Annotated in this window: 26 protein-coding genes and 1 pseudogene; 13 read left to right on the top strand and 14 right to left on the bottom strand. The window is 62.6% G+C overall.

The annotated features are described in order from the left end of the window. Nucleotides 1-443 precede the first annotated feature (443 nt). Nucleotides 444-673: pseudogene (locus tag NKI25_RS33115) on the bottom strand (L,D-transpeptidase); the annotation flags it as partial. A gap of 275 nt (nucleotides 674-948) precedes the next feature. Between NKI25_RS33115 and NKI25_RS33120 the strand changes: the two are divergent. From NKI25_RS33120 to NKI25_RS33135, 4 genes are all read left to right on the top strand, one after another. Continuing rightward, the gene (locus tag NKI25_RS33120; protein ID WP_352827013.1) at nucleotides 949-1608 is read left to right on the top strand and encodes a GntR family transcriptional regulator; all 660 of its coding nucleotides are present in this window, start codon (nucleotides 949-951) and stop codon (nucleotides 1606-1608) included. A 132-nt stretch (nucleotides 1609-1740) separates the two neighbouring features. Next, the gene (locus NKI25_RS33125) at nucleotides 1741-2277 is read left to right on the top strand and encodes a flavin reductase family protein (RefSeq protein WP_352591611.1); all 537 of its coding nucleotides are present in this window, start codon (nucleotides 1741-1743) and stop codon (nucleotides 2275-2277) included. Between the two features lie 32 nt (nucleotides 2278-2309). Further along, on the top strand, nucleotides 2310-3797 hold the full coding sequence (locus tag NKI25_RS33130; protein ID WP_352591614.1) for a 4-hydroxyphenylacetate 3-hydroxylase family protein: 1488 nt from the start codon (nucleotides 2310-2312) through the stop codon (nucleotides 3795-3797). A gap of 8 nt (nucleotides 3798-3805) precedes the next feature. After that, nucleotides 3806-4186 carry a cupin gene (locus NKI25_RS33135; protein ID WP_353000586.1) on the top strand — a complete coding sequence of 127 codons (381 nt, stop codon included), beginning with the start codon at nucleotides 3806-3808 and terminating at the stop codon, nucleotides 4184-4186. 303 nt (nucleotides 4187-4489) lie between these two features. Here the strand turns inward: NKI25_RS33135 and NKI25_RS33140 are convergent, their stop codons facing one another. Together NKI25_RS33140 and NKI25_RS33145 are read right to left on the bottom strand one after the other, a co-directional pair. Next, nucleotides 4490-5314 (bottom strand): L,D-transpeptidase, encoded by an 825-nt coding sequence (locus NKI25_RS33140; protein WP_352578407.1) that lies wholly within the window; start codon nucleotides 5312-5314, stop codon nucleotides 4490-4492. 174 nt (nucleotides 5315-5488) lie between these two features. Beyond that, on the bottom strand, nucleotides 5489-6151 hold the full coding sequence (locus NKI25_RS33145) for a haloacid dehalogenase type II (protein ID WP_352827015.1): 663 nt from the start codon (nucleotides 6149-6151) through the stop codon (nucleotides 5489-5491). Nucleotides 6152-6302: 151 nt separating this feature from the next. Here NKI25_RS33145 and NKI25_RS33150 point away from each other — a divergent pair, with 151 nt between their 5' ends. The 4 genes from NKI25_RS33150 to NKI25_RS33165 all read left to right on the top strand — a co-directional run bounded on the left by NKI25_RS33150 (nucleotide 6303) and on the right by NKI25_RS33165 (nucleotide 9463). After that, nucleotides 6303-7181 (top strand): branched-chain amino acid aminotransferase, encoded by an 879-nt coding sequence (locus tag NKI25_RS33150; RefSeq protein WP_352578408.1) that lies wholly within the window; start codon nucleotides 6303-6305, stop codon nucleotides 7179-7181. 107 nt (nucleotides 7182-7288) lie between these two features. Then, nucleotides 7289-7885, top strand: a complete 597-nt coding sequence (locus NKI25_RS33155) for a superoxide dismutase (protein WP_352827016.1) — start codon at nucleotides 7289-7291, stop codon at nucleotides 7883-7885. 174 nt (nucleotides 7886-8059) lie between these two features. After that, nucleotides 8060-8503: a c-type cytochrome gene (locus NKI25_RS33160; protein WP_353000591.1), complete on the top strand. Its 444-nt coding sequence runs from the start codon at nucleotides 8060-8062 to the stop codon at nucleotides 8501-8503. Between the two features lie 9 nt (nucleotides 8504-8512). Continuing rightward, nucleotides 8513-9463: a cytochrome c gene (locus NKI25_RS33165; RefSeq protein WP_353000593.1), complete on the top strand. Its 951-nt coding sequence runs from the start codon at nucleotides 8513-8515 to the stop codon at nucleotides 9461-9463. An 11-nt stretch (nucleotides 9464-9474) separates the two neighbouring features. Here NKI25_RS33165 and NKI25_RS33170 read toward each other — a convergent pair whose 3' ends face one another. From NKI25_RS33170 to NKI25_RS33180, 3 genes are all read right to left on the bottom strand, one after another. Further along, nucleotides 9475-9858 carry an SET domain-containing protein gene (locus NKI25_RS33170; protein ID WP_353000594.1) on the bottom strand — a complete coding sequence of 128 codons (384 nt, stop codon included), beginning with the start codon at nucleotides 9856-9858 and terminating at the stop codon, nucleotides 9475-9477. 146 nt (nucleotides 9859-10004) lie between these two features. Next, entirely contained in the window at nucleotides 10005-10631 is a 627-nt protein-coding gene (locus tag NKI25_RS33175; RefSeq protein WP_352827019.1) for a LysE family translocator, read from the bottom strand. Between the two features lie 77 nt (nucleotides 10632-10708). Then, nucleotides 10709-12820: a S9 family peptidase gene (locus NKI25_RS33180; RefSeq protein WP_352591630.1), complete on the bottom strand. Its 2112-nt coding sequence runs from the start codon at nucleotides 12818-12820 to the stop codon at nucleotides 10709-10711. 674 nt (nucleotides 12821-13494) lie between these two features. On the opposite strand from NKI25_RS33180, the gene NKI25_RS33185 reads away from it, so the two are divergent. Next, nucleotides 13495-13920, top strand: a complete 426-nt coding sequence (locus NKI25_RS33185) for a Ros/MucR family transcriptional regulator (protein WP_023677844.1) — start codon at nucleotides 13495-13497, stop codon at nucleotides 13918-13920. 114 nt (nucleotides 13921-14034) lie between these two features. On the opposite strand, the gene NKI25_RS33190 is transcribed toward NKI25_RS33185, so the two are convergent. Both NKI25_RS33190 and NKI25_RS33195 read right to left on the bottom strand, forming a co-directional pair. Next, a complete protein-coding gene (locus NKI25_RS33190; RefSeq protein WP_352591662.1) occupies nucleotides 14035-14463 on the bottom strand; it encodes a SufE family protein in 429 nt (142 codons plus the stop codon). 112 nt (nucleotides 14464-14575) lie between these two features. Continuing rightward, nucleotides 14576-14944 carry a DUF5330 domain-containing protein gene (locus tag NKI25_RS33195; RefSeq protein ID WP_023677842.1) on the bottom strand — a complete coding sequence of 123 codons (369 nt, stop codon included), beginning with the start codon at nucleotides 14942-14944 and terminating at the stop codon, nucleotides 14576-14578. 518 nt (nucleotides 14945-15462) lie between these two features. On the opposite strand from NKI25_RS33195, the gene NKI25_RS33200 reads away from it, so the two are divergent. The 3 genes from NKI25_RS33200 (at nucleotide 15463) to NKI25_RS33210 (ending at nucleotide 18392) form a co-directional block, all read left to right on the top strand. Continuing rightward, a complete protein-coding gene (locus NKI25_RS33200; RefSeq protein ID WP_352591665.1) occupies nucleotides 15463-17208 on the top strand; it encodes an ATP-binding protein in 1746 nt (581 codons plus the stop codon). Next, nucleotides 17183-17950 carry a peptidoglycan-binding domain-containing protein gene (locus tag NKI25_RS33205; protein WP_352591633.1) on the top strand — a complete coding sequence of 256 codons (768 nt, stop codon included), beginning with the start codon at nucleotides 17183-17185 and terminating at the stop codon, nucleotides 17948-17950. The genes NKI25_RS33200 and NKI25_RS33205 overlap by 26 nt, the downstream gene beginning before the upstream one ends. Before the next feature lie 94 nt (nucleotides 17951-18044). Then, complete coding sequence (locus tag NKI25_RS33210) at nucleotides 18045-18392, top strand: DUF1491 family protein (RefSeq protein ID WP_352591636.1); 348 nt, start codon at nucleotides 18045-18047, stop codon at nucleotides 18390-18392. A gap of 9 nt (nucleotides 18393-18401) precedes the next feature. Here the strand turns inward: NKI25_RS33210 and NKI25_RS33215 are convergent, their stop codons facing one another. Further along, nucleotides 18402-19409, bottom strand: a complete 1008-nt coding sequence (locus tag NKI25_RS33215) for a DUF2336 domain-containing protein (protein WP_352591639.1) — start codon at nucleotides 19407-19409, stop codon at nucleotides 18402-18404. Nucleotides 19410-19596: 187 nt separating this feature from the next. Here NKI25_RS33215 and NKI25_RS33220 point away from each other — a divergent pair, with 187 nt between their 5' ends. Next, on the top strand, nucleotides 19597-19782 hold the full coding sequence (locus NKI25_RS33220) for a hypothetical protein (RefSeq protein WP_023677835.1): 186 nt from the start codon (nucleotides 19597-19599) through the stop codon (nucleotides 19780-19782). Nucleotides 19783-19796: 14 nt separating this feature from the next. Here NKI25_RS33220 and NKI25_RS33225 read toward each other — a convergent pair whose 3' ends face one another. The 5 genes from NKI25_RS33225 to NKI25_RS33245 all read right to left on the bottom strand — a co-directional run bounded on the left by NKI25_RS33225 (nucleotide 19797) and on the right by NKI25_RS33245 (nucleotide 24946). Continuing rightward, nucleotides 19797-20345, bottom strand: coding sequence for a DUF1254 domain-containing protein (locus NKI25_RS33225; protein ID WP_352471000.1), 549 nt, complete (start codon nucleotides 20343-20345; stop codon nucleotides 19797-19799). After that, a complete protein-coding gene (locus NKI25_RS33230; protein ID WP_352591642.1) occupies nucleotides 20338-20922 on the bottom strand; it encodes a DUF1214 domain-containing protein in 585 nt (194 codons plus the stop codon). Before NKI25_RS33230 ends, NKI25_RS33225 begins: the two co-directional genes overlap by 8 nt. A 96-nt stretch (nucleotides 20923-21018) precedes the next feature. After that, a complete protein-coding gene (locus NKI25_RS33235) occupies nucleotides 21019-23178 on the bottom strand; it encodes a transglycosylase domain-containing protein (protein WP_352591645.1) in 2160 nt (719 codons plus the stop codon). Nucleotides 23179-23400: 222 nt separating this feature from the next. Further along, nucleotides 23401-24033 (bottom strand): NAD(P)-dependent oxidoreductase, encoded by a 633-nt coding sequence (locus tag NKI25_RS33240; protein ID WP_352591648.1) that lies wholly within the window; start codon nucleotides 24031-24033, stop codon nucleotides 23401-23403. A 19-nt stretch (nucleotides 24034-24052) separates the two neighbouring features. Next, nucleotides 24053-24946, bottom strand: coding sequence for a class I SAM-dependent methyltransferase (locus tag NKI25_RS33245; RefSeq protein WP_352708731.1), 894 nt, complete (start codon nucleotides 24944-24946; stop codon nucleotides 24053-24055). Nucleotides 24947-25164: the final 218 nt, after the last annotated feature.

The following is a 25164-nucleotide window of genomic DNA, read 5'->3' on the forward strand; positions in this document are numbered from 1 at the left end:
AAACCGAAATCTCCACCCCGCGGGTTCCTTCCCTGGAGGCTTCCGGACGCCGGCCTCGAGCCACGCCATCTCAGTAGACGGCCGGCATCCGAAACCCATCACATTTCGAGACCTTTCTGACTGTCGCCGACAATGTCGCGCTTCGGACCCGAAGCCGCTGTCCGGCCAATGGGACTCCGGGCTACAAAGCGACACCCAACAACCTGCAACCGCCGGCTCGAGGCAGAACGACCGCTTGAGCCTCGAAACTGAAGTTTGATTGCCACGCGCCGAATGTCCTTTTGGGGTCATGAGCTGTCACTGGTGGCGTCTGCACACGGCGCCGCAAAATCCGCTGCTCAACGTAAGCATCAAATCCAAAGGCGGGCGCCGGTACGGGCAAGCCGACGCTCGGCAACACCAGCAGGAGCGAGGAAGATCCCGCCCCTGTGCTTTCGACCAGCTCAGAAGATAGAGTTTGTGATCGATTTTATAGGGCCGAGGAGGATCGATCCTTCCGGCACGCCGGCTTGATCGGAATGGCTTTGCGGTTTGCTGTCGACACCATCGGCTGGCCGATGTCGGCTGTCACCACTACCGAGGTCTTGTTCGGCAGGCGATCATAGAGATCGATAATGTCCTGGTTCATCAGGCGCACACAGCCCGACGACACCGACTTGCCGATCGACCGCCAAGAGCGGCCGGACTTCCTGAATGGCAGGAGCGACAAAATACGCGTTTGCCCTGACCGCTTTCTATCCGGCGGGGAGTTCCAGAGCCTTGTCATAAGCTGAAGGCTGAACGTGCCGACCCGCCAAGGTGTGCAAATTCCTGACGTTGGCGCTCGGCGCAGCCAGGTGGCAAGTTGCTTGAAATTCTAATCAACAACATGTATACATGATGTCTATGAGCGAGCGGCATCAATCAGAACGCACTGCGATAGGTCAACGAAGCGATGCTGCGCAGGACGTGGTCTACCGCTGGCTGAAGCAGCATGTGCTCACCTTGCCCAGCCGCGAGGGCAAGTTCCTTACCGAGGCGGAAGTCTGTCGCGAGACGGGAACGTCGCGGACGCCGGTGCGCGAAGCTCTGTTGCGGCTCGAAGCCGACGGCTTCCTGCAGATCGTGCCGAAGAAGGGCGCCTATGTTCCGCCGATTACCGAGGCGGAGATCGAAGCGGTCATGCAGGCCCGGAGCCTGGTGGAGGAGTGGTGCGCGCGACAGGCCGCCGGCTTCGGCAACATGCTTGCCGTGGAACTCGACAGGTTGGTCGCCCTCCAGATGGAGGTGCAGCACGACCCTGTTGCGTTCATTGAGCGCGACCGGGAATTTCATCGCACGATCGTGCGCGCCGCTGGCAATCCGGTGCTCGCCGAATTCTATGAGGGCCTGCGGGATCGTCAGTTGCGGATGGGCGTGCACGCCGTCACAATCTCCGGTGGGCGCGGCGACAGGGTGCTTGCCGAACATGCAGCGATCGTCGAGGGCATACGCCGCGGACAGCCCGAACAGGCGGCCGCAGCCGTTGCCCAGCATCTGGCGCGGACGCTGGTCGCCCTACGGCTGCCGACGGCGGCAGGCTGGGGCGCGGTTGCAACCGCGCGCGGGCCGGCGGTGGTGACGCAGTGAAAAAGGGGCCGCGGCGCTCGCATCGGCAATGCGGCCGAACGGTCGGAACACACAGTGGCGGCGGGCAGTTGGCCAGCGGAATTGGTGAATTGATTTTTGTGACCTAACAAATCGATGCCGAAAGGGCCGGGCATGATCATCGAAGGAGAAACGGCTTTCGACGTGCGCGCGTTCCGGCAGGCGCTTGGACAATTTCCGACCGGCGTCTGCGTCGTCACCTGTCTGGCTGACGGCGAGCAACTTGGCATGACGATAAGCTCGTTCAACTCGCTGTCTCTCGACCCGCCCCTCGTCCTTTTTAGCATTGACCGTCGTTCAGCCAGCCTGCCGCTCTGGGGGAAGGCTGCCAGTTACACGGTCAACGTTCTCTCGGAAAACCAGAAGGACATTTCCAACCGCTTCGCCAAGCCGCTTTCCAACAAGTGGGAAGGAGTGCGGTTCGAGCAGGGCCGCTCCGGCGCCCCGGTGCTACCCGGCGTGGCGGCGCTGTTCGATTGCGAGCCGTGGGCCAGGCACGAAGCCGGGGACCACGTGCTGTTCATCGCCAGGGTGAAGCATTTCCGGTCCTTCGCCGACCGGCAGGCGCTGGTTTTCAGCAAGGGGCGCTACGCATCACTGCAGCCAACGGAGTTCACGGCGCCGCTTTGGCCGCTCGACATCCATTATTGATTTCTTGGGCACTACTGATCGCGGAGGGTAAGATGATCAAGACCGGGGCGCAGCATATCGAGATGCTGAGGGATGGAAGGCAAGTCTACATCAATGGCCAGGGCGCCGGCGACGTCACCGCGCATCCAGCCTTCCGCCAGACCATCCGGTCGGTCGGCGCGCTCTACGATTTCCAGGCGCGACCGGACAACCGGGAGCTGATGACCTTCGAGGTTCCCGAAAGTGGCGGACAGCGGGCCAACCGCATCTGGCAGTTGCCGCGCAGCCATGCCGACCTTGTCGAGCGGCGCAAGGCGCTGGAAGCCTGGACGGAGCTTCATTATGGCTTTCTCGGCCGCGCGCCGGACCATGTCGCTTCTTGCATTTCCGGCATGTTCATGGGGATCGAGGTCTTCGAGGCTTACGACAAGCCGCGCGCCGCGGCGCTTGCTGACTATTACCGTTACGCCCGGGACAATGAGCTCTATCTCACCTATGTCATAATCAATCCGCAGGCCGACCGCTCGAAGCCGACGGGCGAGCAGCAGGACCGTTTTCTCACCGCCGGCATCGTCGACCAGGACGCCGCAGGCCTGACGATCCGCGGCGCCAAGATGCTGGCGACCGGCGGCATCATGGCAAACGAGGTGTTCGTCACCTGCATCCAGCCACTGCGCGAGGGCGACGAACCTTATGCGGTGTCCTTCGCCGTGCCGATGAATGCCGGCGGGCTGAAGATCCTGTCGCGCAAATCCTACGAGGAGAGCGCCGTCAGTGTCTTCGACAATCCACTCGCCAGCCGCTTCGACGAGAACGATGCCGTGCTCTACTTCGACGATGTGAAAGTTCCCTGGGACCGCGTCTTCATCAACCAGGACATCGCCATGTGCCAGCGGCAGTTCCATGCCACCCCGGCGCATGTGTTCCAGAATTATCAGGCACAGATCCGCCTGATGGTGAAGATGCGCTTTCTCGTCGGCATCGCCCGGCGCATCGCCGAGACCAATGGCGTCATCAACTTTCCGCAGGTGCGCGAGACGCTGGGAGCGCTGGCGGCGCAGAACACCATGGTCGACGCGCTGGTGCACGCCATGGAGGTGAAGGGCAGCATGCTTGGCGGCTATTTCGTGCCCGACGCACATACGCTCTATTCGGCTCAGGTGCTGACACAGCAGCTCTATGCCGGGGTGATTTTGGCCTTGCGCGAGTTGGCGGGCGGCGGACTGATCATGCTGCCGTCCTCCGTCCAGGATTTCGCCGATCCGGAGCTGCGCAGTCTGATTGAAAGGACGCAGCAATCGCCGGTCCTCTCGTCGGAGGGCCGGGTAAAATTCTTCAAGCTGGCCTGGGATGCGGTCGGGTCGGAGTTCGCCTCGCGCCACTTGCAATACGAGATGTTCTATGCAGGCGCCACCTTCGTGACCAAGGGGCACAGCTTCCGCACCTTCGACTGGGACCGCTGCACGCAGCTCGTCGATCAGATGCTGGACAGCTATTCGCTGGAAGACGAGGTCGACCGTGCCGCTCTGGCTGCCGCTTGAGGTTTGCGATGCCGATCCGAAAGGAACATAAGGAATTTCACACCATCGACATGACCGGGGATGGCTGGCATTCGCCGCCTGGTTACCCGTCCGGCATCGAGCAGAAGATTCTTGCCGGCCGGCTCGACGAGGCAGGCAAGACCGGGAATCGGACGCGGCTGCTTCGGTTTGCACCAGGCGCCTATACGACGATGCCGTTCGTGCATGAATACTGGGAAGAAGTCTATCTCGTATCGGGAGATCTCATCGTTGGCGGAACTTCGGTCGAAGAGGCGTCTCCGAGTTTTGCCCCGAACACCTACGCCTGCCGGCTGCCTGGCGTCTATCACGGTCCCTTCCGGTCGCAGACCGGGTGCCTGCTGCTCGAACTACACTACTATGAGGCTTAACTTTTTCGAATGATGTCTCGCGAGTGCGCCAGCGAGCCATGCAACGTCTGGCAATATGACGTCTCTGACGGTCCAAATGTCCGTTGCGGATCACGACCGCCGGCTCCGCTAGAGGTCAGCTTTTGGGCTACCAAATCGCCTTGGGAGGGGCGGTTCGGGTCATGAGCTGTCTACCGGCGGCGTCTGCACAGAGCGCGGCAAAATCCGCTGCTCTGCGTAACCATCGGACCTAAAAGCGGGCCACGCCGACGCTCAGCAAAACTAGCAGGAGCGAGGAAGATCCCGCCCGCGCTTTCGCCCAATTCAGAAGATAGAGTTTGTGATCGATTTTATCGGGCCGAGCAGGATCGATCCTTCCGGCACGCCGGCGTCGATCGGAATGGCTTTGCGGTTTGCTGTCGCCACCATCGGCTGACCGATGTCGGCCGTCACCACGACCGGGGTCTTGTTCGGCACACGATCATAGAGATCGATGATGTCCTGGTTCATCAGGCGAACACAGCCCGACGACACCGATTTGCCGATCGACCGCCATTCCGGCGAACCGTGCAAGCGGTAGAGCGTGTCCTGGTTGCCCTGGAAGAGATAAAGCGCCCGCGCGCCAAGCGGGTTCTTGAGCCCACCGGGCATGCCGCCATTCTCGGCGCTGTAGGGTCTCAACTCCGGCTGCCGCGCTATCATGTCGTCCGGCGGCGTCCATTTCGGCCATTTCTGCTTCCATTGGACCACGGCATCGCCCGACCATTCGAAGCCGGCGCGGCCGAGGCCGACGCCATAGCGGATCGCCTGGCCGCCCGGGCGCACCAGGTAGAGGAAGTGATTGGTCGTGTCGACGACGATGGTGCCCGGCTGCTGCCCGGTCGGATCGTCCACGATCTGGCGCAGGAACTGCGGGTCGATCTTGTCGACCGGTATGGCCGGCAGCTCGAAGCCGCCATCCGACATCGGCCCATACATCGTCACATAGTCGCCGAGCGCCGGCTCGACATAGGTCGGCGGCGGTGGCTCGACCGGTTGTTGCGACAGCGTGGTGCAACTGGAGACCGCGACCGAGGCGGCGCCGAGGGCTGCTGCGTTGAGAAAACCGCGACGGCTCAGGCGAAAAGAGGACGATGGGGGTGTGAACATGATTGCCTTTTTTAAGTCTCAAATCGCAACAAAGCATAAATGCGTCCGGTTGCGCGCGGTTGCCCGAGCAATGCCCGGCGCGATAGGCGGTTCCAATTCTGGCCGCAGGGTGGACAAACAAAGGCAAAGCTGTGACTGGATCGTCACTGTTGCGCCGAGGCAACATGTCCGGTGTCACCCCCCGGCGACCAGACCTTCAAGGGACGGCAGGATCAGGGCCGGTGGAAAATCCCGGTATTCCTCTGGCTGATTGGCGCGGTTGATCCACACCGTCCTGAAGCCGAATTTGGTGGCGCCGGCGACGTCCCAGCGGTTGGATGACTGGAAAGAGACAGCGCCCGGATAGAGGCGCCAGCCCGTGGTGACCATGTCGTAGACCGACGGATCGGTCTTGAAGCGCCTGACGCTGTCGACGGAAAAGACGTCGTCCAGGACCTGGTCGAGCGCGGCGGATTTGACGGCCGCTTCCAGCATCTCAGGCGAACCGTTGGACAGGATCGCCAGCCTTGCCCCCGATGCCTTGAGCGCCTTGAGCACGGCCGGTACCTCCGGATAGCAGTCCAGCCGCCAATAGGCCTCGAGCAGCTTCGCCCTCAGCCCGGCATCCGCGGATGGAACCTTGCGCAGGGCGAAGTCGAGGGCCTGCTCGGTGAGCTGCCAGAAATCGGCATAGGCCCCCATCAGCGTCCTGACCCAGGAATATTCCAGCTGCTTGGCGCGCCAAATATCGGACAGCAACTGGCCGTCCGGCCCGATCTGGTCGGCGTGACGGCGCACGGCCGCATGCACGTCGAACAGCGTGCCATAGGCGTCGAAAACGTAAGCCGCGAACTGCATTCGACAGTTTTGAGGCCGCGTAAGGCAAGGCGCAAGCGCTGATTGCAGTCCGCCAGTCCGCTGGCCTCAACAAATCTCAGCCAAGCCGGTTGACGGCGGCCGCCAAAGCATCTTCCAATGCGCCGCAACAAGCATCGAACGGAACCTGGCAATGACACTGGCGACTGCGGCGCAATCCGCGACATGGACCTTCGTCGACGGCGACTGGTACGAGGGCAATGTTGCCATTCTAGGGCCGCGCAGTCACGCCATGTGGCTCGGCACCAGCGTGTTCGACGGCGCCCGCTGGTTCGAGGGCGTCGCTCCCGATCTCGATCGCCATGCAGCGCGGGTAAATGCCTCGGCGATCGCGCTCGGTCTGAAACCGACGATGAGCACCGACAGGATCGTCGGCCTGACCTGGGACGGGCTGAAGAAGTTCGAAGGCAACACGGCGGTCTATATCAGGCCGATGTATTGGGCCGAGCATGGCGGCTATATGGGCGTGCCGGCCGACCCGGCCTCGACTCGTTTCTGCCTTTGCCTCTACGAATCGCCGATGATCTCGCCGGCGGGGTTTTCGGTGACGGTGTCGCCGTTCCGGCGCCCGACCATCGAAACCATGCCGACCAACGCCAAGGCCGGCTGCCTCTATCCCAACAACGGCCGGGCCATCCTAGAGGCCAAGATGCGCGGCTTCGACAATGCGCTCGTGCTCGACATGCTGGGCAATGTCGCCGAGACCGGCACCTCGAATATTTTCCTGGTCAAGGACGGCCATGTCCTGACGCCGGCGCCGAACGGCACCTTCCTGTCCGGCATTACCCGCGCGCGCACCATGGCCCTGCTAGGCGAATACGGTTTCACGACGACGGAAAAGACGCTGTCGATCCGCGATTTCCTGGAGGCGGACGAAATCTTCTCGACCGGAAACCACTCGAAAGTCGTGCCGGTCACCCGTATTGAGGATCGCAATCTGCAGCCCGGACCGGTGGCCAAGAAGGCGCGCGAACTGTATTGGGAATGGGCGCATTCGACTTCGCCCGGCTGACCCGCTAAAAAGCGGCCGGCGCTTCGTTTCCGGAGTTGTTCCAGACCAATCCAGTCCTATGTTAGTCCGGTATCGACACCGGATTTTTCCACGAGGGAGTACGACCGATGGCTTTTGAATTGCCCGCCTTGTCCTATGATTACGAGGCTTTGCAGCCTTATATGTCCAAGGAAACGCTGGAATATCATCACGACAAGCACCACAAGGCCTATGTCGACAACGGCAACAAGCTGGCCGCCGAGGCGGGCATGGGCGATTTGTCGGTCGAAGAGGCCGTCAAACAGTCCTTCGGCAAGAATGCGGGCCTCTTCAACAATGCCGCCCAGCACTACAATCACATCCATTTCTGGAAATGGATGAAGAAGGGCGGCGGTGGCAACAAGCTGCCGGGCGCATTGAAAAAGGCGGTCGACAGCGATCTTGGTGGCTACGACAAGTTCAAGGCCGACTTCATCGCCGCCGGCACCACCCAGTTCGGTTCGGGCTGGGCCTGGGTCTCGGTCAAGGACGGCAAGCTGGCGATCTCGAAGACGCCGAATGGCGAGAACCCGCTCGTCCATGGCGCGACGCCGATCCTCGGCGTCGATGTCTGGGAACATTCCTATTACATCGATTATCGCAACGCCCGGCCGAAATATCTCGAAGCCTTCGTCGACAGTCTCATCAACTGGGACTATGTGCTCGAACTCTACGAAAAGGCCTGATCCGTTCCAGAAAGCCCCGGCAGAACCGGGGCTTTTCTTTTTCAGCATCAGAACGACAGCTGCAAAATTTCACGCAAGCGTGAGGCGAAGCGTCGGAATTTTTAAGCCATCCTTGCCGTTTGTAATCGGGGTGGGACCGCATCCTGAATTTGCCTTCAACATGGAGCCAAGTGAATGAGAAAGCTTATCCTCGCCACCTCGATGCTCGCCTTCGCTGGTTCGGCGGCATTTGCCGACCCGGTAGCCAACCGGCAGGCCCTGATGAAGGAACGTGGCAAGATCGCCGCCGGATTGTCGAAAGTGGTCAAGGGCGAGACGCCCTACGACGCCGCTTCGGTGCTGACGGCGTTGCAGGCACTGCAGGTCAATGCCGAGAAATTCCATGCCGGCGTCGACACGCTTTTCCCGGCGGGCAGCGACACCGGCGACACCACGGCGTCCCCAAAAATCTGGCAGGACATGGCCGGCTTCAAGACGGCTGAAGGCAAGTACCTCGCCGACGTCAAGGCGGCGGTCGCCGCAGCACCTGCGGATGCCGACGCGTTGAAGGCGCAGTTCAACACCATCGGCGGCGGCTGCGGCAACTGTCATCAAAACTACAGGGTGAAAAAAGGCTGATAGCGGGCAATGCGCTTGCTGAAGAAACTTGTCGGCGCCGCCCTCGTTCAGGGCGGCGCGGCCGCGATTGCCAGCTGGTTCCTGTCGGCTCCGGTCAGGCTCGATGCCGCAACGCTGGCTGAGCTTGGTCCTGGCGACGCGGCCAGGGGCAAGCGCATCTTCTACGCCGGCGGCTGCACATCCTGTCATGCCAAGCCTGGCTCGCAAGGCGACGCCCGTCTTCAGCTGGCGGGCGGCCTTGAACTCAAGACGCCATTCGGCACCTTCGTGCCGCCGAACATCTCGCAGGATACCAGGGACGGCATCGGCGCCTGGTCGGTCGAGGATCTTGCCAACGCCATGCTGAAGGGCGTGTCGCCGTCGGGCGAGCATCTCTATCCGGCATTTCCCTATACTTCCTACGCGCGCATGAAGCCGGCCGACATTGCCGATCTCTATGCATTCCTGAAGACGTTACCCGCGGTCGCCGGCAAGGCGCCCGCCAATTCGCTGGCATTTCCCTTCAACGTCCGACGCGGCCTTGGTCTGTGGAAATTGCTTTATTTGAAGGACCAGCCGGTCGTTTCCTTCGCCGACGGCACACCGGATCCGGTGTTGACAGGCCGCTATCTGGTCGAAGGCCCCGGCCATTGCGGCGAATGCCACACGCCGCGGGATCTTGCCGGCGGCACCAGCAAGAGCCAATGGCTGGCAGGGGCGGCCGCCGCCGAAGGCAGCGGCATTGTGCCGAACATCACGTCGGGCGAGGGCGGCATCGCGGACTGGTCCGAGGCCGACATCGCCAACTATCTCGAAACCGGCTTCACGCCGGATTTCGATACGGTCGGCGGCGCAATGGTCGACGTGCAGCGGAACATGGCCGTGCTGACCCCGGAGGACCGCTCGGCGATCGCCGCCTACCTGAAAGCCGTGCCGCCGCACCCCAACGGCTATCCGGCGCGCAAGAAGCCGTCGAGCTGACGGCCGTTGCGTCAGCGGTCGCCGAGAAAGTCGAAGCCGGTTTCGAAGAAGTGATTGTAGTCGCAGGTCATTTCCTCGCCAGGCGCAATGTCGCGCAAGGCATAGGTCTCCTCCGGCTGCGAGACGTCGCAATTCGGGTCGTCGGCATGGTTCATGTAGCGCGCATCGTCGGCTTCGAAGACGATGTAATTCGGGTCGCGCCGGTCCGGATAGGCGTAGCGGTCGAGATAGGTTCTGACCGGCCCGGTTTCCCGCTCGTAGGCCGCTACCTCGATGCGCCGGTCGTATTTCGGGTCGAGCTTCCAGACCAGCGTGCCGCGGGCAATGTGGTTCTTGGCAAAGACGCCGATGCCCTGGATGGGCGATTTGTCGAGATAGACATCGACGAGCAACATGGCAGATCCCTGGGTGATTGTGTGTTGGCGGCGACCGTGAAAAGGCCGCGCACTGGGTAGCGCGCGGCCTTTGCAATTGCGAGCGGAAAATCAGCTGTGCCTGCCCATTATCCGAAGCCTCGTACGGCTCGTCGCCTGTCGAGACCCTAGCGCTGTTGCAGCGCCAGCCGGATGCCTAAGGCGCAATAGATACCGCCGACAGCCTTGCCTTGCCATCTCAGCACCGTCGGGTTTCGGCGCAGGAATGCACCGAGGCCGCCCGCACCCATGGCGAAAACCACCGTGCTGACGAGGCCCAACAGAACAAAGATGACGCCCAATATCGCCAGTTGAAGCATCACCGATCCGTTTTCAGGCCGCACGAACTGCGGAAGAAATGCGAGGAAGAAAAGCGCGGTCTTGGGATTGAGAACCTCGGTCAAAACAGCTTGCCGAAATGCTTTGGCAGCGGGGATCGCAAGTGCGCCGGCGGCCGGATAGGCCGGCGTTTTCTCGATGATCGCGCGAATGCCGAGATAAATGAGGTAGGCTGCGCCGATGTACTTCACGATGCTGAAAAGCGCCGCCGACGTGGCAATGATCGCCGAAATGCCGACGATCGCCATGAAGGTGTGAACCACGTCGCCGGCCGCGATCCCGGCGCCGGTCGCAATGCCCACCCTGGTTCCGGAACTGGTTGCCCGCGCCACCGTCAGAAGAGTGGCGGGACCCGGGATGAAGACAAAGCCAAGCACAACCGCGACATAAGCTATCAACGTGGCGAGATCGATCATTGGTGGGCTCCGCAACTCTCACCGCCAATGAAGCCACGTCGCGGAACGGAAGGCAATGATCGCTCATCCGCCGATGTTCACGCCGCAAGCTCGGCCTTGCCCGTCACCTTGAGCGCGAAGGCGTAGGTGAAGGCGATTTCCTCCAGTCTTGAAAACCGGCCGGAGGCGCCGGCATGGCCTGAATCCAGGTTGATCTTGAACAGCACCGGATTCCCACCTGTCTTGCGGTCGCGCAGCCGCGTCACCCATTTGGCCGGCTCCCAATAAGTGACGCGCGGGTCGGTCAGGCCGGCCAGCGCCAGGATCGGCGGATAGTCGAGTGCGGCGACATTGTCGTAGGGCGAGTAGGCGGCGATGGTCCGGTAATCCTCCGCTGACGCGATCGGATTGCCCCATTCCGGCCATTCCGGCGGCGTCAGCGGCAAGCTGGCGTCGAGCATGGTGGTGAGCACGTCGACGAAGGGAACCTCGGCGACGATGCCGCCGAAGCATTGCGGCGCCATGTTGGCGACCGCGCCCATCAGCATGCCGCCGGCCGAACCGCCTTGCGCAACGATGCGGTCATGCTGTGTATAGCGTTCGGCGACAAGGTGGTGGGCGGCAGCGACAAAATCGGTGAACGTGTTCATCTTGTTCGCCCGCTTGCCGTCGTCGTACCAGCCATAGCCCTTGTCCTTGCCGCCGCGAACATGGGCTGTCGCGTAGACAAAGCCGCGGTCGACCAGCGAAAACAGATTGGTGTTGAACGCGGCGGGTACGGCTATGCCGTAAGATCCGTAGCCGTAAAGCAGGCAAGGGGCGGACCCGTCGAGCGGTGTGTCGCGGTGATGGAGGAGCGAGATCGGCACCAGTTCGCCGTCGGCGGCAGGCGCCATCAGCCGGCGCGTGACGTAGTGCTCCGGGTCGTGGCCGGACGGCACTTCCTGGGTCTTGAGCAGCACCCGCTCGCGGGTGCGCATGTTGTAATCGAAGACCTGCGCCGGGGTCGTCATCGACGAATAGGAAAAGCGCATGATCTCGGTGTCGTATTCGTAGGAGCCGGACAGGCCGAGCGAGAAGGCTTCCTCGTCGAAGGAGATCAGGTGCTCCTCGCCGCTCTTGCGGTCGCGCACGACGATGCGCGGCAGGCCTTCCTTGCGCTCGAGCCGGACCATGTGGTCCTTGAAGCCGATCACCGAAAGGATCAGCCGGCCCGCTTCGTGCGGCACCAGTTCCTGCCAGTTGGCGCGCACCGGATCATGGGCCGGCGCCGTCATGATCTTGAAGTCCTTGGCGCCGTCGGCATTGGTGAGGATGAAGAAGATGTCGCCGCCTTCCTCGAGTTCGTACTGCAGGCCCGTCTGGCGCGCCGCAACCAGCTTCGGCTCTGCGAACGGATCGTCGGCGCTCATGATGCGGTATTCCGAGGTCTCATGATCGTTGATGCCGATCATGATCCACTCGTTGGAGCGCGTGCCACCGACATCCATGAAGAAGCCGGGATCGGTCTCCTCGTAGATCAGCCGGTCGTTTTCAGGACCGTCGCCAAGCGCATGGAACAGCACTTTGGAAGGACGGTGGTTGGGGTCGAGGCGGGTGTAGAAAAAACCGTCATTGCCGGCATCCCACACACCGCCGCCGCCGGTGTCCGGGACCCTGTCCGCCAGATCGTTGCCGCCGGCCAGATCGCGGACGCGCAGCGTGTAGAATTCGGAACCCTTGTCGTCGAAGGCCCAGAGCAGCTTGCTGTGGTCGTCCGAATGATCGACGCCGCCCAGGCGGAAATAGGGCTTGCCCTCGGCCTCGGCATCGCCGTCGAGCAATATCTGCTTGTCGCCGCCGTCACGCGCCGTGCGGAAATAACGCGGCTGCTGGCCGCCAAGCTTGAAGGAGGAGCCGTAGGCGTAAGGTCCGTCCTTCATCGGCACGGAAGAATCGTCTTCCTTGATGCGTCCCTTCATTTCCGCGAAAAGCTGCTTCTGCAGTTGGACCGTATCGGCCATCAGCGCCGCCTGGTAAGCATTCTCGGCTTCGAGGTGGGCGCGGATTTGGCCGTCGAGCAGGGACGGATCCCTGAACATCTCTTGCCAATTGGCGGCCCTCAGCCAGGCATAATCGTCCGTCCGCGTTATGCCGTGATGCGTGTCGAAGATCGGCCGCTTCTCCGGCTGCGGCGGCGTGGCGGTCGGAAACACTGGGGTTCTGGTCATTGCGTCTCGCTGTGGAAGCTACTTGAATGGCGAATGAACACGCCGAGCAGCGCGGGTTCAAGGGCTATGATCTATTGTCGTGGTGGCTCGAGAGGACGGGCTGGAGGAGCGGATAACGAATATTTCTTCTCGGACTGCCGCGGTTCTCGCCGTCGCTGCGATGACCCTGCCAGTGCCGGTCAATCTCATGCAACTGCCTTCGCGGCTTGGCAAGTGGCCGATATGGCTGGGTCTACGGAAATACATTACCCCATTTCAATGACACAGCGCACCGCTCCGGCGACGGCTCGCGAGCAACAGTAACGCTTCGCAACCTATGATTTTACTGAATCCGCCGATCATCCAGGCTGTAATGCCGCCGGCAGGGTCAAGCATCGAACTCTATTTACCTGCTGCCGTTTGTGTAATGGCTGCTTGCCGCGGCGTCAGTCGATGCTGGTCTGACCAGAAAAAACGGCAAAGTTACGCTTTGCACGAAAGAGTGAAGCTGAATATGGAAGATTTGACTTGTATCGCTGAATAGACCGAAAGAAGCGAATTGACTTACTTGGCGGCCCGGCCCATTAAGATGCCGCGACGCGAATCGCGGAGGCTTTTTCCTGCACAAGTTCGCGCGATGCCCAACTATCGAAACGGGCGCAAACAGAAACAATTCTCGTTGGGGCCTGAACGCCATGGATATTACCGAAACACCTTCCAGAAACAGTGACGCGCTGATCGAGCTCACCGCCGACGTGGTGGCTGCCTATGTCAGCAACAATCCCGTACCGGTCGGCGAACTGCCGAACCTTATCGCCGATGTCCATGCCGCTCTCGGGCGCGTCGGCGGGGCCGCCGAGCAGCCGCCTGCCGACAAGCAGAAGCCGGCGGTAAATCCGAAGCGGTCGGTGCATGACGACTACATCATCTGTCTCGAAGACGGCAAGAAGTTCAAGTCGCTCAAGCGTCACTTGATGACCCACTATGATCTGACGCCCGACCAGTATCGTGAAAAGTGGAACCTGGACCCGAGCTATCCGATGGTTGCGCCCAATTACGCGGCCGCCCGTTCGCAGCTCGCCAAGAAGATGGGTCTCGGCCGCAAGCGCAAGGGACGCTGACAAGCGGCTCTTCCGGTTTGATACTCAAACGGCGCCTACAGGCGCCGTTTTCGCATTGTGGGGAGACCAAGCTCAGGCCGCCAGTTCTTCATGCCGCCGGCAATTGCCGTCCGGTCAGGCGGTCTGCTTCAGCGCTGCCTCGGCGTCACGCTTGATGCGCTTGACCATCGAGCGAAGACCATTGGCGCGCTGCGGCGACAGGTGCTCGTCAAGTCCGAGTGCCTTCAATGTGGCCTCTGCGTCGGTCCTCTGGATTTCGCTGGCCGGCCGTCCCGAAAACAGCGCCAGCATGATGGCGACCAGGCCGCGCACGATATGCGCGTCGGAATCGCCCTTGAAGGTGATAACGGGGTCGACACCCCCGCCTTGCTCGGTGGTCAGCCAGACCTGGCTGACGCAGCCGGGCACCTTGTTGGCTTGTATGCGTTGCTCGTCGGGAAACGGCGACAGCGCTTCACCCAGTTCAATCACATAGCGATAGCGGTCTTCCCACTCGTCGAGCAGGGAAAAGTCGTCGCGGATGGTCTGGATCGTCGTCGTCATTCCCCCGGATATAGTCATCCGGCGCTGCCACGTCACGGAAAAAGAGGAGAAACGCCGCAGGTGCCGAGAGCGAGAGCCTTGCGGTTTAGCGATGAATTCGGCCGAAACAGTCTCAGTTCTTCGCCGGCAAGTGCACTTTCGCCGGCAAATCGACTTTCGCCGGCAACACGATTTCCTCGGACACGCTGCCGGTGGTCGTCACCGTATCGGGTTCAGCGGCCTTGTCGTCCAGCATGGCGGCCGCGATCTTGGCGGTCTCCCTGGCCCGGGCGGTGATGGTGTGCATTGCCGATTTGCCGGTCTCGCACACGTCCGGCTTGCGCTCGCAGATGCCGGCGATATCGCCGACGGCTTCGCGCGCCGCAAACAGCGCCTGGAGCGGCCCGACGCTTTCGCGGCCCGCATCATCGGCGCCGACACCCAGCGGCAGCGCCAGAAGCACCAGCGAAAACCAGAAAGCAGCTCTTATCAGAAAGCCCATCTGTCTGTCCTTTATGACGTCATGCATCCGAACCGCACGACCCTTGTACCGCGATACTGACACAGACGCGCAAAGGACGGCTTGTCCCGAAAGCAACAGTTTTCCTTAAATTTTAGGTAGATTCGAAACGAAGCGTTTTGAAGTTCATTTGCCTCGAACGGCTCAGATTTTATTCAGCAACTGATAACCATCCAACCTATTGTTTTTCATTATCATTTTCTTAATCGGCGACAGTTTGATGCCATCGGTCGTAGGTGCAGGCGCGGGCGGTGTGGATAACGCTCCGTTTACTATGGCGGCAATTGCCCCGGTTTTTCCCCGCCGGTATCCCGATATTTGCAGCCTGCCGGGGGACGATCGGCCCAGCCTTATCCATTCCTTAAACGCTGGATGCGAGTTTTGGATCGACAAAAGCCGCCTGCAAAGCAGGGCCGTTCACGACCGGGTGCGTTGAGTTGAGTGCGATCAAGGCCAGATACGCCGAGTTGCCGGGCGCGATAGCCGCCGGTTGCGAACGGATGGTTCATCCGTCCGTGCTCGGCCAGAGCGATCGTTGCCGCCACAGCCGGTTCATTGGCGCCATGCTGGCGGCTCCTTTCTTCAGCGCGGGTGCAGCGGTGACGCTGGTCACGTCGGGCATGGGCGCGGCCGTGACTGTGGCTGCCATCTTTGCGGCGTTCGGCCTTTGCTGGTTCGCCGCCCTGCTGGTGGCTGCCTCGGGCAAGATGACCCTGGCCGGCCAACTCGCCTTGGTCGTCGGCAGCGTTGCCCTGGGTGCCCTTATCGCTGCCGCCGGTGGTGTGGCCTCGCCGGTTGCCTTGCTCGCGGTAGCGCTGCCGTTTGAAGCGTGGTGGATCGGCCAGTCGCGCCGTGCCGTGATCTGGGGCGCCATATCGGCCTTTGTCGCAGTCTTGCTGCAGCCTTTAGCCGGTTCCGTCTTGCCGCTCGACCAGACCGAAATCGCCGCATGGCACTGGCTGGTACCACTGGCCTGGGCACTCACGCTCATTCCGCGTATCGCTCCGCTTCGCGGCGCCGCCAACGCACAGCTCGATCCGGCCGGCAGCCACCGGCTCGAAGACCTCATCGACGCCGTCGTGCTGCGAATCGCGGCGCATGGCGAGGTTCTGGACGTCTCGGCTAAGGCACGCACTATGCTGCGGCTGCCACCGGAGCTGCTTTTCGGCACCGGACTTTTCGATCGCATCCATCTGTCCGACCGCGTCCCGTATCTCAGTGCGCTGGCCGATATGCGCGATGGCGCCCTGTCGACCCGGCTCGACCTTCGCGTACGGTTGCCGCAGAGCAGCGGCGTGACGGCCGACAATTACCGGCCGTTCTCGCTCGAGATGATGCGCGCGCCGGGGCAGGAGACTGTCTTCACGCTTCTTCTGCGCGAAAACGACGAACTGGCCGGACTGCGCCAGGAGCTTGCCGCAGCCAATGAGGCGGCTGCCTCCGCCGAGGTGGCGAAAGGACGCTTCCTTGCCGTCGTCAGCCACGAGCTGCGCACTCCGCTCAATGCCATCATCGGCTTTTCCGACATGTTGCTGCACGAGATGTTCGGCAGCTTCAAGGATCCGCGCCAGAAGGAATATGTCGGGCTGGTCAGGGATTCGGGCCAGCACCTGCTTGCCGTCGTCACCTCGATACTCGACGTATCGCGGATCGAATCGGGCGCCTACGCGACCGAACCGGAACCGTTCCGCTTCCGCGAAGCGGTCGAGATGTGCCAATCGATGATGCGCCTGCAAGCCGAGGCAAAGGCCATCGATCTGCAGGCCCAGATCGCGCCGGACGCAGGCGAAATAAATGCCGACCGTCGCGCCGTGCAGCAGATCCTGATCAATCTCGTCTCCAACGCGATCAAGTTCACGCCCGAAGGCGGCAATGTCGTCATCGGCGCCAAGCGCATCGGCTCGCGGCTGCATTTCTGGGTCCGGGACACCGGCATCGGCATCGCCGAGGAAGACTTCGTCAATCTCGGCAAGCCGTTCATGCAGATCCAGAACGACTATACCCGCCGTTTCGAAGGCACAGGCCTCGGGCTCTCGCTGGTGAAGGGGCTGGTGGCGCTGCACGAGGGCACAATGTCGATCGAAAGCATGCCGGGCGAGGGCACTACGGTGACGATCAGCCTTCCCGTGAACGGGCCGACAGGCCGTTCGAAGGAGAAGACCGGCGTGGTGCCGATGTCCGCAGTCAAAGCCAAGGCGGACGGTGGCAAAGGGGAGAGCAATGGGTCGCTCCGCAAAACAGCCTAGGGCGGTCAAACGCCGCGGCAATGCCTTCGAGCACGGAGCGATGGCGCTGGGCAGCCTGATCTCGCGCAATCCTGTTGTGGTCGGCGGCTCCACCGCGTTCCTGGTGACGCTGTTCTACGTCTCGGCGAACGCGCTTTGGTACCAGCCTTTTCCGCATGCCGGCGCGTTTTTCGCCACCAGGAGTATCGAGCGCTTTCCGCGGGCGGACAGCGACGAGCCCGAAACTACCATCAATATCGTGCGTCCGGCCGCTGCGCCGATCAAGAGCGACCCGGTCGTCGAGCAGGTCCAGGGCATATTGAAGGATCTCGATTTCTATGCCGGCACCGTTGACGGGATTCCCGGACCGAATACGCGCAAGGCCATCCAGGCCTATCAGCAGAAGGTCGGATTGAATGCCTCCGGCGAGATCGACAGCGTCCTGCTGGATCAACTGGGCGCCACGCCAAAGACCGCGGCCGTGGTGCCGCATCCGGTGCCGCGGCCGGTCGAAACGGCCGCTGTTCCAGCCGCCATTCCGGTGTCCGCACCGGCAAATGCGACGGCGCCGGATCCCCGCATCGTCAAGATCCAGGCCGGACTGAAGGCGTTCGGCAATGACGACATGCAATTGGACGGCGTCGTCGGCGCACGCACCAAGGCCGCGATCAAGGAATTCCAGGCGCTGTTCGGCCTGCCCGAGACCGGCGAGCCCGACGAGATCGTCTACGTCAAGATGCGCGAGATCGGCCTGACCAACTAAGGGTCGAAACGGCCGCTCGCCGATCGCCTGGCAAAGACCGGTTACGGTCTTCCGGCCAATGCTGTAAGGACCGCCGCATGTCCAGGACTTCTCCATGCGGGTAACCACCGATCTGTGGGTGTCGGCGCTGTTGCGCCGGGTTTTCAGCGCCGGCGGCTTTGCCGCCGTGGTCAAGCGCGGCGCGACGGAAGCCGGCGCGGTTTTCGTGCTGGCGCGGGGCAGGCTGGGGGGGATAGCGCTATTCGGGCCGGCGCCGCAGACGAGTTACGATTCAGCCAGGCCGGACGACCGTTTTTTCAGCCTGCTTGGCGAAGGCGACGATGCCGCCATCTTCGACGCGCGGCTGGAGCGCGAGAAGAGATTCGATCCGGATATCTGGGTGGTCGAGATCGAGGCGGGCGCCATTCCCGTCGAGGAGCTTATCTCGGTCAAGGCGTCGTAACGGCAAGCCTCAGATGCGACGCGCCTTTGGGCTGGCGGTCATATCGGCGCTGTTCGGCTTGCGCAGGTCGGCGTTTGCGGCGACGCGCCCGGGCTTGCGAACGATTTTCGACACGGTGTCGGCCTTCCAGCCGCGGAGCCTGTCCAACGCCGCGTCGCGGTGCAGCAGGCGGTAGCGGTCGAGGAAGATGCGGATCGCCTGCGGGTGCGGAAACTCGGTCGGATAGATGGCGGCCGTGATCAGGAACGCCTTGTCTTCGCTGAGGTCGAGCGCGCGCAAGGCGGCCAGAAGCGGTGTGTAATTGTGGCTCGCGGTGAGCGTCCGCGCCGTTGAAAAATCGACTTCGAGCGCATCGGCGAGCGCTGTCTGGAAGAATGCCGCATTGCCGGTCAGCGCGGTCTCGCGCAGCTTGACGTAGGTTTGCGGCGCGACGAACGGACCGATGGCGGTGCAGCTCTCGCGCATCATGGATCGCAACCGCCGCCGTACAGTTTCGGCGACATCGGAAGCCTCTTGCCTGTTGACCTCGCCCGCAACCACTTCGGCGTTTTCGGACGCGGCTTTGGCGGTTGTTTCCGGCTGCTGCTGCGACCGCACCAGCGTCGGCCTTTCGAGCACTTTGATGAGATCCGCGATCGTTTGATTGAGATCCTTGCGGCGGGCAATGGCACGGGCATGCGGCAGGCCGTGACGTCCGATCAGCGCGATCAGGTCGACGTCGCTGAGGGCGCGCGAGCGGATGAGCAGCGGCGCGGCGATATCGACCCGCTCCTGGCAAAGCCGCCGCACCAGCGCGGCGGGCGCATATTCGCATTCGGAAAGGGCTGCCGCGACGTAGCGGCGCGATTCGACCGAGACATTCTCGAACAGCGGCAGCGTCAGGTCTTCGAGCTGCGCGATTTCCCGGCGCGAAGGGCGGGTGAGCGAGCAGAACGCCGATACCGCGGCGCGAAACAGCCTTTCGGCCTTTCCCGATTCAGCTCCTGCTGCGATTTGCCTGAAATCCGAAGCTGACACGAAGGATACGCCCGACACTCGACACGATCTGGACAGCGCTCTGCCGGGCTGTACCGGTTTCGCGTTTCCCAAGAACAAAGATCAATTTAGCGGCGATCCGTTAGCGCTCCGTTAACCTACTGCCTTCTTAATCGACTATGGAGGCGTTGCGTTGTGCTCCGGGGCAACCGAGAGGAATACGCGAACCATGGGCATGGTACTGTCTTTCGTGCCGCGAACGGCGGCAACCAATCGAGCACAACAAGCCGCGCCGGCGGCAGTGATCATCTTTCCCGGGGTGCGCTACGAGCAGCGGCCGCTGACGGGCGAAACGCGGCCGGCCGGCCCCGACAAGCCGGGACCTTCGGGAACATTGCCGGTACCGCATCACTGAGCATCGGAACCGGCTTAAAAATCCTGCAGTTCGCAGGAACTCTGTTCGAGAAACCGCGAGACGATCGGCTTCCAGCTGTCGTCGGGCACGAACGAACGGATGACGAATACGCCTTCCTCTATCGGCGCCTCGACGAAGATGGCCCCTTGCAGTTCCTCGGGAAGATCCTTGCGGACCTCGATCATCTGGGCCGGCGTCAGCACAACGGTGTCGAGCATGCCTGCGGTCGCGCTGTGGTCGTTGAACGAGTAGATGTTGTGGCCGCCGCGGTCATAGACCGATATCGACCAGAATGGCACCTTGCCCGGCGCCTTGACCCGCACCATCCCCTCGGCAAGGTCGAAGCGGCATGCCGCCGCATAAAACAGCGGATCGACCGATTTCACCACCGGCGCGCCGCCGGCTTCCGCGTCGAGCCTGGTCATCTTGTAGAGATCCGAAGCCATGGCCAATCGCGACCAGGCGTCGCGTTCGGAGAACTCGGGGACGAGCAGCAGCACGATGATGTGCACGATGCCGGCGCCGAGCAGGCCGAGCAGCACGGCATGCAGCAGGCTACGCATTGCAGCCGACCTTCTGGATCTGCGGCAGCATGACGTCCGAGAGACCGGTGCTGCTGGCGATCGGCGTGTCGTAGAACGTGAGCACCAAGTACATCTTGCCGGCGCCGCTGGTCAGCAGCCAGTTGCCGGGCGCAGGGCGGCTGCCGACGGAAATGACCACCGAATTGTCGGCCTGGCGCAGCACTTGATAGGACTGCAGCGCAGCCGGCCTCGGCTTGCCGGTCTCGACCACGCCAAGCGACTGGTCGGCGGCATAAAGCGTCCAGAACCGGGCGGTGGGAAAGCCGCCCGCAATCTTGTAGGCACATTGCCGCTTGAGCTGTTCGCCGCCGGAATCGCGCTCGGCGATGAAGGACAGTCCTTCCGCCTGTCCGAGCGCCAGCACGCCTTCGCGAGCCACGCGGGCCTTCGAATAGGGATCTGCCGTCGGCGTGCCGATATCGGGGAAGGCGGTCCATTGGCCGATCCTGATGGCGCCGACGCCATCCTGCAGCTTCAGTGCATACCAGACGCTGCCGCCACCGCCGACGACGGCGATGGCAAGCGAAAGCAGTGTCAGGAAGGCGTTCTTGAGCATGAGGAGGCAGGGAACCGAAGGCCGGGAATGAAAGATTGCCGCTCGGGGATATCGCGGCGCAGGGCCTTGTGGCAAGCGGCCCCGCGCAATTGGCCGTCACAGCGCCGACAGGGTCTCCGGCGCAGCGGGCGCGTCGAGCACGGGTGCCGCCTGGAACAGCCTGGTCAGTTCCTTCAGGGTCTGGGTGGTCCGGCTGGACAGCACCGGCGGACGCTCGGCGGCGGCATCGGCAGCTGCCTGTTCGGCGTTCTTCTTTTCCGCTTCCTTGGCCTTGGCGGCGATTTCGGCATCGACGAAGGGGTGATCGAGGCCGGGGATCGGTCTGAGGTCGATATTCTGGTGCGCATAGAGCATCAGGCGCTGCCACACCATGGCCGGCAGCGTGCCGCCGGTCATCTTGTTGGTCGCGGTGAAGTCGTCATTACCGAGCCAGACGGCGGCCGTGTAGTTGCCGGTAAAGCCGACAAACCAGGCATCGCGGTAGGACTGGGTCGTGCCGGTCTTGCCGGCGACGACGATGTTTGGAAGGGCTGCGCGCCGGGCCGTGCCGATCACCGGCACCGCCGCCAGCATGGTGTTCATGTATTTGAGCGCCAGCTCCGACAGCACCCGATGCGGCGGCGGCGCATCCTTGGCGAAGTCGTAGACCACCTCGCCGGTACGGGTGAAGAGTTGGCTGACGCCGTGCCGGGTTCCGGCAAAGCCGTTCTGGGCAAACACGCTGTAACCCGTCGCCTGGTCCATCACGGTCATGCCCGACGTGCCGAGCACCATGGTCTTGTGCGATTCAAGCGGCGACTCGACGCCCATCGCCTCGGCCATCGCCTTGATCGGCTTGATGCCGAGATAATCCTTGGCCAGCCGCACCGGCACCGTATTGATCGATTTGGCCATCGCCGTGATCAGCGTGACGTTGCCGGCCGACCCGCCATTGTAATTGTGGGGCGACCAACTGCCCCAGGAGATGGGTCCGCCGGAAACCACCGAATCCGGCGTGAAGCCATGCTCCATCGCCGTCGCATAGACATAGGGCTTGAACGAGGAGCCGGTCTGGCGAAGCGCCTTGGTGGCGCGGTTGAACTGGCTGGCGCCGTAGTCGCGGCCGCCGACGATCGCCCTGACCGCGCCATTGGTCTCGATGACGACGATGGCGCCCTCGGTGACGTTGTATTCCTTGCCGAACTGGCGGAGGTGGAACTCCATCGATTCTTCGGCCGCCTTCTGGATGTTGGCATCGAAGGTGGTGTGGGCGACAAGCGAGTGCGGGCCGCCTTTGGCGGCGATCTTCTTGACCTCGTCGAAGGCCCAGTCGAGGTAATAGTCGGGGCTCTTCTGCTCGCCGCGGTCGACGATTTCGGCCGGGTGCAGCCTTGCTTGCAGCACCTGGCCTTCGGTCATGAAGCCGGAATCGACCAGATTGGACAGCACCACGTTGGCCCGCGCCCGGGCGGCGGGCAGGTTTATGTGCGGCGCATATTTGGTCGGCGCCTTGAACAGGCCGGCCAGCATCGCCGCCTCGGCAAGGTTCAGGTCCTTGACGCTCTTGCCGAAATAGAAATCGGCTGCCGCCTCGATGCCGAAGGTGCCGCCGCCCATATAGGCGCGGTCGAGGTAAAGCTGCAGGATTTCCTTCTTCGACAGATTGGCTTCGAGCCACAGCGACAGGAACGCTTCCTTGATCTTGCGCTCGAACGTCCGCTCATTGGTCAGGAACAGGTTCTTGGCCAGCTGCTGGGTGATGCTCGAGCCACCCTGGACGACGGAATTGGCCCGTACGTTCTCGAATATGGCGCGCGACAGGCCGAGCACATCGATGCCGTAATGGTCGAAGAAACGGCGGTCTTCGGTCGCCAGCACCGCCTTGATGACATGGTCGGGCATCTCGTCGACCGGCACCGAATCGCGCTGGATGATGCCGCGCTGGCCGATCTCGTTGCCGTAGCGGTCGAGGAAGGTGACGGCGAAGTCGCCTTGCGTGCGCCAGTCGCCGGCGGTTATCTGGAAGGCCGGCAAGGCTAGCGCCAAAAGGACGACGATGCCGCCGGCACCGAGCGTAAAGCCTTCACTCACCAGTTCGATCAGGCCGCGGCGCCAGCCGCCGACGCGGAAACGCCGCGAGAAGATGGTCGCCGCCTCCCAGAACTGGCGCGCCCTGAAGCCGATTTCGTAGACCGAGGAATCGATCCACGCATCCACCGCCAGCAGCCTTGCGGCGACCGAACCTCTTCTCTTGCGTGGTTCCAAAGGACTGGCCATTCCAGGATCCGGCTGCGGCGATGCCGCCAACTGAGAAACCGCATGCCGGCAATTTCAGGGAGGCGCGCCTTTCAAGACTATTCGTCCATTTTGGTGCTGCCTACAAGGGCGATGAAGATAGGGGCGATGAAGATAAGGGCGATGAAGATAAGGACGATGAAGATAAGGACGATGAAGACATAACGGGCGGTTCGTCGAGGGGAGGACGGCTCCCGCGAGACGTCAGCGCAGGATGTTGGCTGCCCTGCGCGAGTAGGTGGTGTCGTCGAGCTGGGCGAGCATGAACGCCGCTACGTCGGCCCGCGCCAGTGTCGGCAGCAACGACGCCGACCGGATGCCATTGCCGTGGCGAAATTCACCCGTTGCCGCCCCATTGCTCAGCTTGGGGGGCCGCACGATGGTCCAGTCGAGATTGGATTGAACGATCAGGCTTTCCTTCACTTCGTGGTCCGCCACCTCATGGCGCAGCACCAATGGCGCGATGATGTTGCCCAACAGGGCGCCTAGTTGCCGCCGGCTGTCGCGAACTCCAAGGAATGAAAGATAGATGAGCCGTTCGGGGCCGGCCTGCTGCATCGCCGCGACGATGAAGCCGATGCCGGCAACGACGGCCGGATCGCGTTTCAGCGGCACGCCCACCCCAAGACAGCTGAAAACCGCATCATTCCCGACAACGGCGCGTTCGACCGCCTCCCGATCGGCGACATTTCCGACGATCACCTTCAGATTTTCGTGGCTGATGGCAAGCTTGCCCGGCGTGCGGACGAAGGCGGTCACCGCATGGCCCTTTGCCAATGCCTCCGAGACAAGCACACGGCCGGTCGCACCGGAAGCACCAAAGATCAGCAGTTTCATTGTCCGCTCCTGGAAACCGTTAGCCCGGCTTACGCCCGGCGACGAAGGCGACAGGCGCCCCGGTCGGGCCGGGCAGCAACCGGCTGTCGGCATAGCCGCTCTGATCGATCAGGTCCTGGGCTGCGCCCTTTTCAAAGACCGTGCCGCCCCACATTGTGGTGCGGAAGCGGGCGAGGGCGTCTCCCAGTGCATCCGGTCCAGGATTGACCATTGCCAGCAGCAGCCAGCCGCCGGGCCGCAACGCGGCGTGGCTGCGCTTGACGATGGCCCTGACATCCGGCTCGGGGATGAAGGCGCTTGGTACGAAAACAAGGTCGAACGCGGCCGTGTCCGCGATATCCTGGCCCAGCCCGGTGCGCAGTTCGATGCGATGTTCGAGCCCGGCTGCCCTGACGTTGGCAGCGGCCTGCGCGATGGCTTCAGGCAGGGGATCGACACCGACCGCCTTCAGGCCGGGCCATTGCCGCAGCATGGACACCGACAGGGCGCCGACGCCGACGCCGATATCCAGGAAGGCTGCGCCCGGTGCGGCGAGCCTCTCCAGCAAACCGGCCAGTTGTGGCGCGATCAGCCGCTTCAGCAACGCCGGGAAGCCAGATGAAACGTCGCCGAAGGCCTGGCGTAAACGGGCTTCCAGGGCCTCGACGCTTTCGGAGGAGCGCGACAGCAGCTTGCCACCTGAAAGCAGATCGACCCGGATGCTGGCCAGCACCGGCGTAAGTTCGATGACGCCAGCACTTGCCACGACGTCGGAGGCGCCGAGTTCGGCAAGGACGGCCCCTGTGCGCCGGGCCACACTGCCCTCGAGTGGCGTGCCGGAAATACGCGCCTCCATCGCCAAACCGAGCGCCACCAACGCATTGGCCGACGTCGCGTGCCGCGCCACCATCGTTCGCAAACCTTCGATATCCATCGATCGCTTCCCTGAATTGGATCAGGCCTATTCTCGCGCGGACGTCAAATTCAGGCGATTTGCAATTCCGCGCATGCTTGTGCAAAACTGCACAGGTGCGCGGCGAGGAATTGATCTAGACGTCATGTTCCGAGGCGGAGAACGGTGGCCCGCCCTTTCGTGCGATTAAAAGACGAGGGTTGCTCGGATGGGCCGAGCCGATCCTCACGCACGGAGAG

The sequence above is a fragment of the Mesorhizobium sp. M0808 genome, from assembly GCF_040320025.1.
Taxonomy (GTDB): domain Bacteria; phylum Pseudomonadota; class Alphaproteobacteria; order Rhizobiales; family Rhizobiaceae; genus Mesorhizobium.

Bases quoted from the DNA above. Each gene is read 5' to 3' on its own strand.
- NKI25_RS33125 (WP_352591611.1), top strand. From the start codon at position 1,741: ATGATCATCGAAGGAGAAACGGCTTTCGACGTGCGCGCGTTCCGGCAG.
- NKI25_RS33130 (WP_352591614.1), top strand. From the start codon at position 2,310: ATGATCAAGACCGGGGCGCAGCATATCGAGATGCTGAGGGATGGAAGG.
- NKI25_RS33135 (WP_353000586.1), top strand. From the start codon at position 3,806: ATGCCGATCCGAAAGGAACATAAGGAATTTCACACCATCGACATGACC.
- NKI25_RS33140 (WP_352578407.1), bottom strand. From the start codon at position 5,314: ATGTTCACACCCCCATCGTCCTCTTTTCGCCTGAGCCGTCGCGGTTTT.
- NKI25_RS33145 (WP_352827015.1), bottom strand. From the start codon at position 6,151: ATGCAGTTCGCGGCTTACGTTTTCGACGCCTATGGCACGCTGTTCGAC.
- NKI25_RS33150 (WP_352578408.1), top strand. From the start codon at position 6,303: ATGACACTGGCGACTGCGGCGCAATCCGCGACATGGACCTTCGTCGAC.
- NKI25_RS33155 (WP_352827016.1), top strand. From the start codon at position 7,289: ATGGCTTTTGAATTGCCCGCCTTGTCCTATGATTACGAGGCTTTGCAG.
- NKI25_RS33160 (WP_353000591.1), top strand. From the start codon at position 8,060: ATGAGAAAGCTTATCCTCGCCACCTCGATGCTCGCCTTCGCTGGTTCG.
- NKI25_RS33165 (WP_353000593.1), top strand. From the start codon at position 8,513: ATGCGCTTGCTGAAGAAACTTGTCGGCGCCGCCCTCGTTCAGGGCGGC.
- NKI25_RS33170 (WP_353000594.1), bottom strand. From the start codon at position 9,858: ATGTTGCTCGTCGATGTCTATCTCGACAAATCGCCCATCCAGGGCATC.
- NKI25_RS33175 (WP_352827019.1), bottom strand. From the start codon at position 10,631: ATGATCGATCTCGCCACGTTGATAGCTTATGTCGCGGTTGTGCTTGGC.
- NKI25_RS33180 (WP_352591630.1), bottom strand. From the start codon at position 12,820: ATGACCAGAACCCCAGTGTTTCCGACCGCCACGCCGCCGCAGCCGGAG.
- NKI25_RS33185 (WP_023677844.1), top strand. From the start codon at position 13,495: ATGGATATTACCGAAACACCTTCCAGAAACAGTGACGCGCTGATCGAG.
- NKI25_RS33190 (WP_352591662.1), bottom strand. From the start codon at position 14,463: ATGACGACGACGATCCAGACCATCCGCGACGACTTTTCCCTGCTCGAC.
- NKI25_RS33195 (WP_023677842.1), bottom strand. From the start codon at position 14,944: ATGGGCTTTCTGATAAGAGCTGCTTTCTGGTTTTCGCTGGTGCTTCTG.
- NKI25_RS33200 (WP_352591665.1), top strand. From the start codon at position 15,463: ATGGTTCATCCGTCCGTGCTCGGCCAGAGCGATCGTTGCCGCCACAGC.
- NKI25_RS33205 (WP_352591633.1), top strand. From the start codon at position 17,183: ATGGGTCGCTCCGCAAAACAGCCTAGGGCGGTCAAACGCCGCGGCAAT.
- NKI25_RS33210 (WP_352591636.1), top strand. From the start codon at position 18,045: ATGCGGGTAACCACCGATCTGTGGGTGTCGGCGCTGTTGCGCCGGGTT.
- NKI25_RS33220 (WP_023677835.1), top strand. From the start codon at position 19,597: ATGGGCATGGTACTGTCTTTCGTGCCGCGAACGGCGGCAACCAATCGA.
- NKI25_RS33225 (WP_352471000.1), bottom strand. From the start codon at position 20,345: ATGCGTAGCCTGCTGCATGCCGTGCTGCTCGGCCTGCTCGGCGCCGGC.
- NKI25_RS33230 (WP_352591642.1), bottom strand. From the start codon at position 20,922: ATGCTCAAGAACGCCTTCCTGACACTGCTTTCGCTTGCCATCGCCGTC.
- NKI25_RS33235 (WP_352591645.1), bottom strand. From the start codon at position 23,178: ATGGCCAGTCCTTTGGAACCACGCAAGAGAAGAGGTTCGGTCGCCGCA.
- NKI25_RS33240 (WP_352591648.1), bottom strand. From the start codon at position 24,033: ATGAAACTGCTGATCTTTGGTGCTTCCGGTGCGACCGGCCGTGTGCTT.
- NKI25_RS33245 (WP_352708731.1), bottom strand. From the start codon at position 24,946: ATGGATATCGAAGGTTTGCGAACGATGGTGGCGCGGCACGCGACGTCG.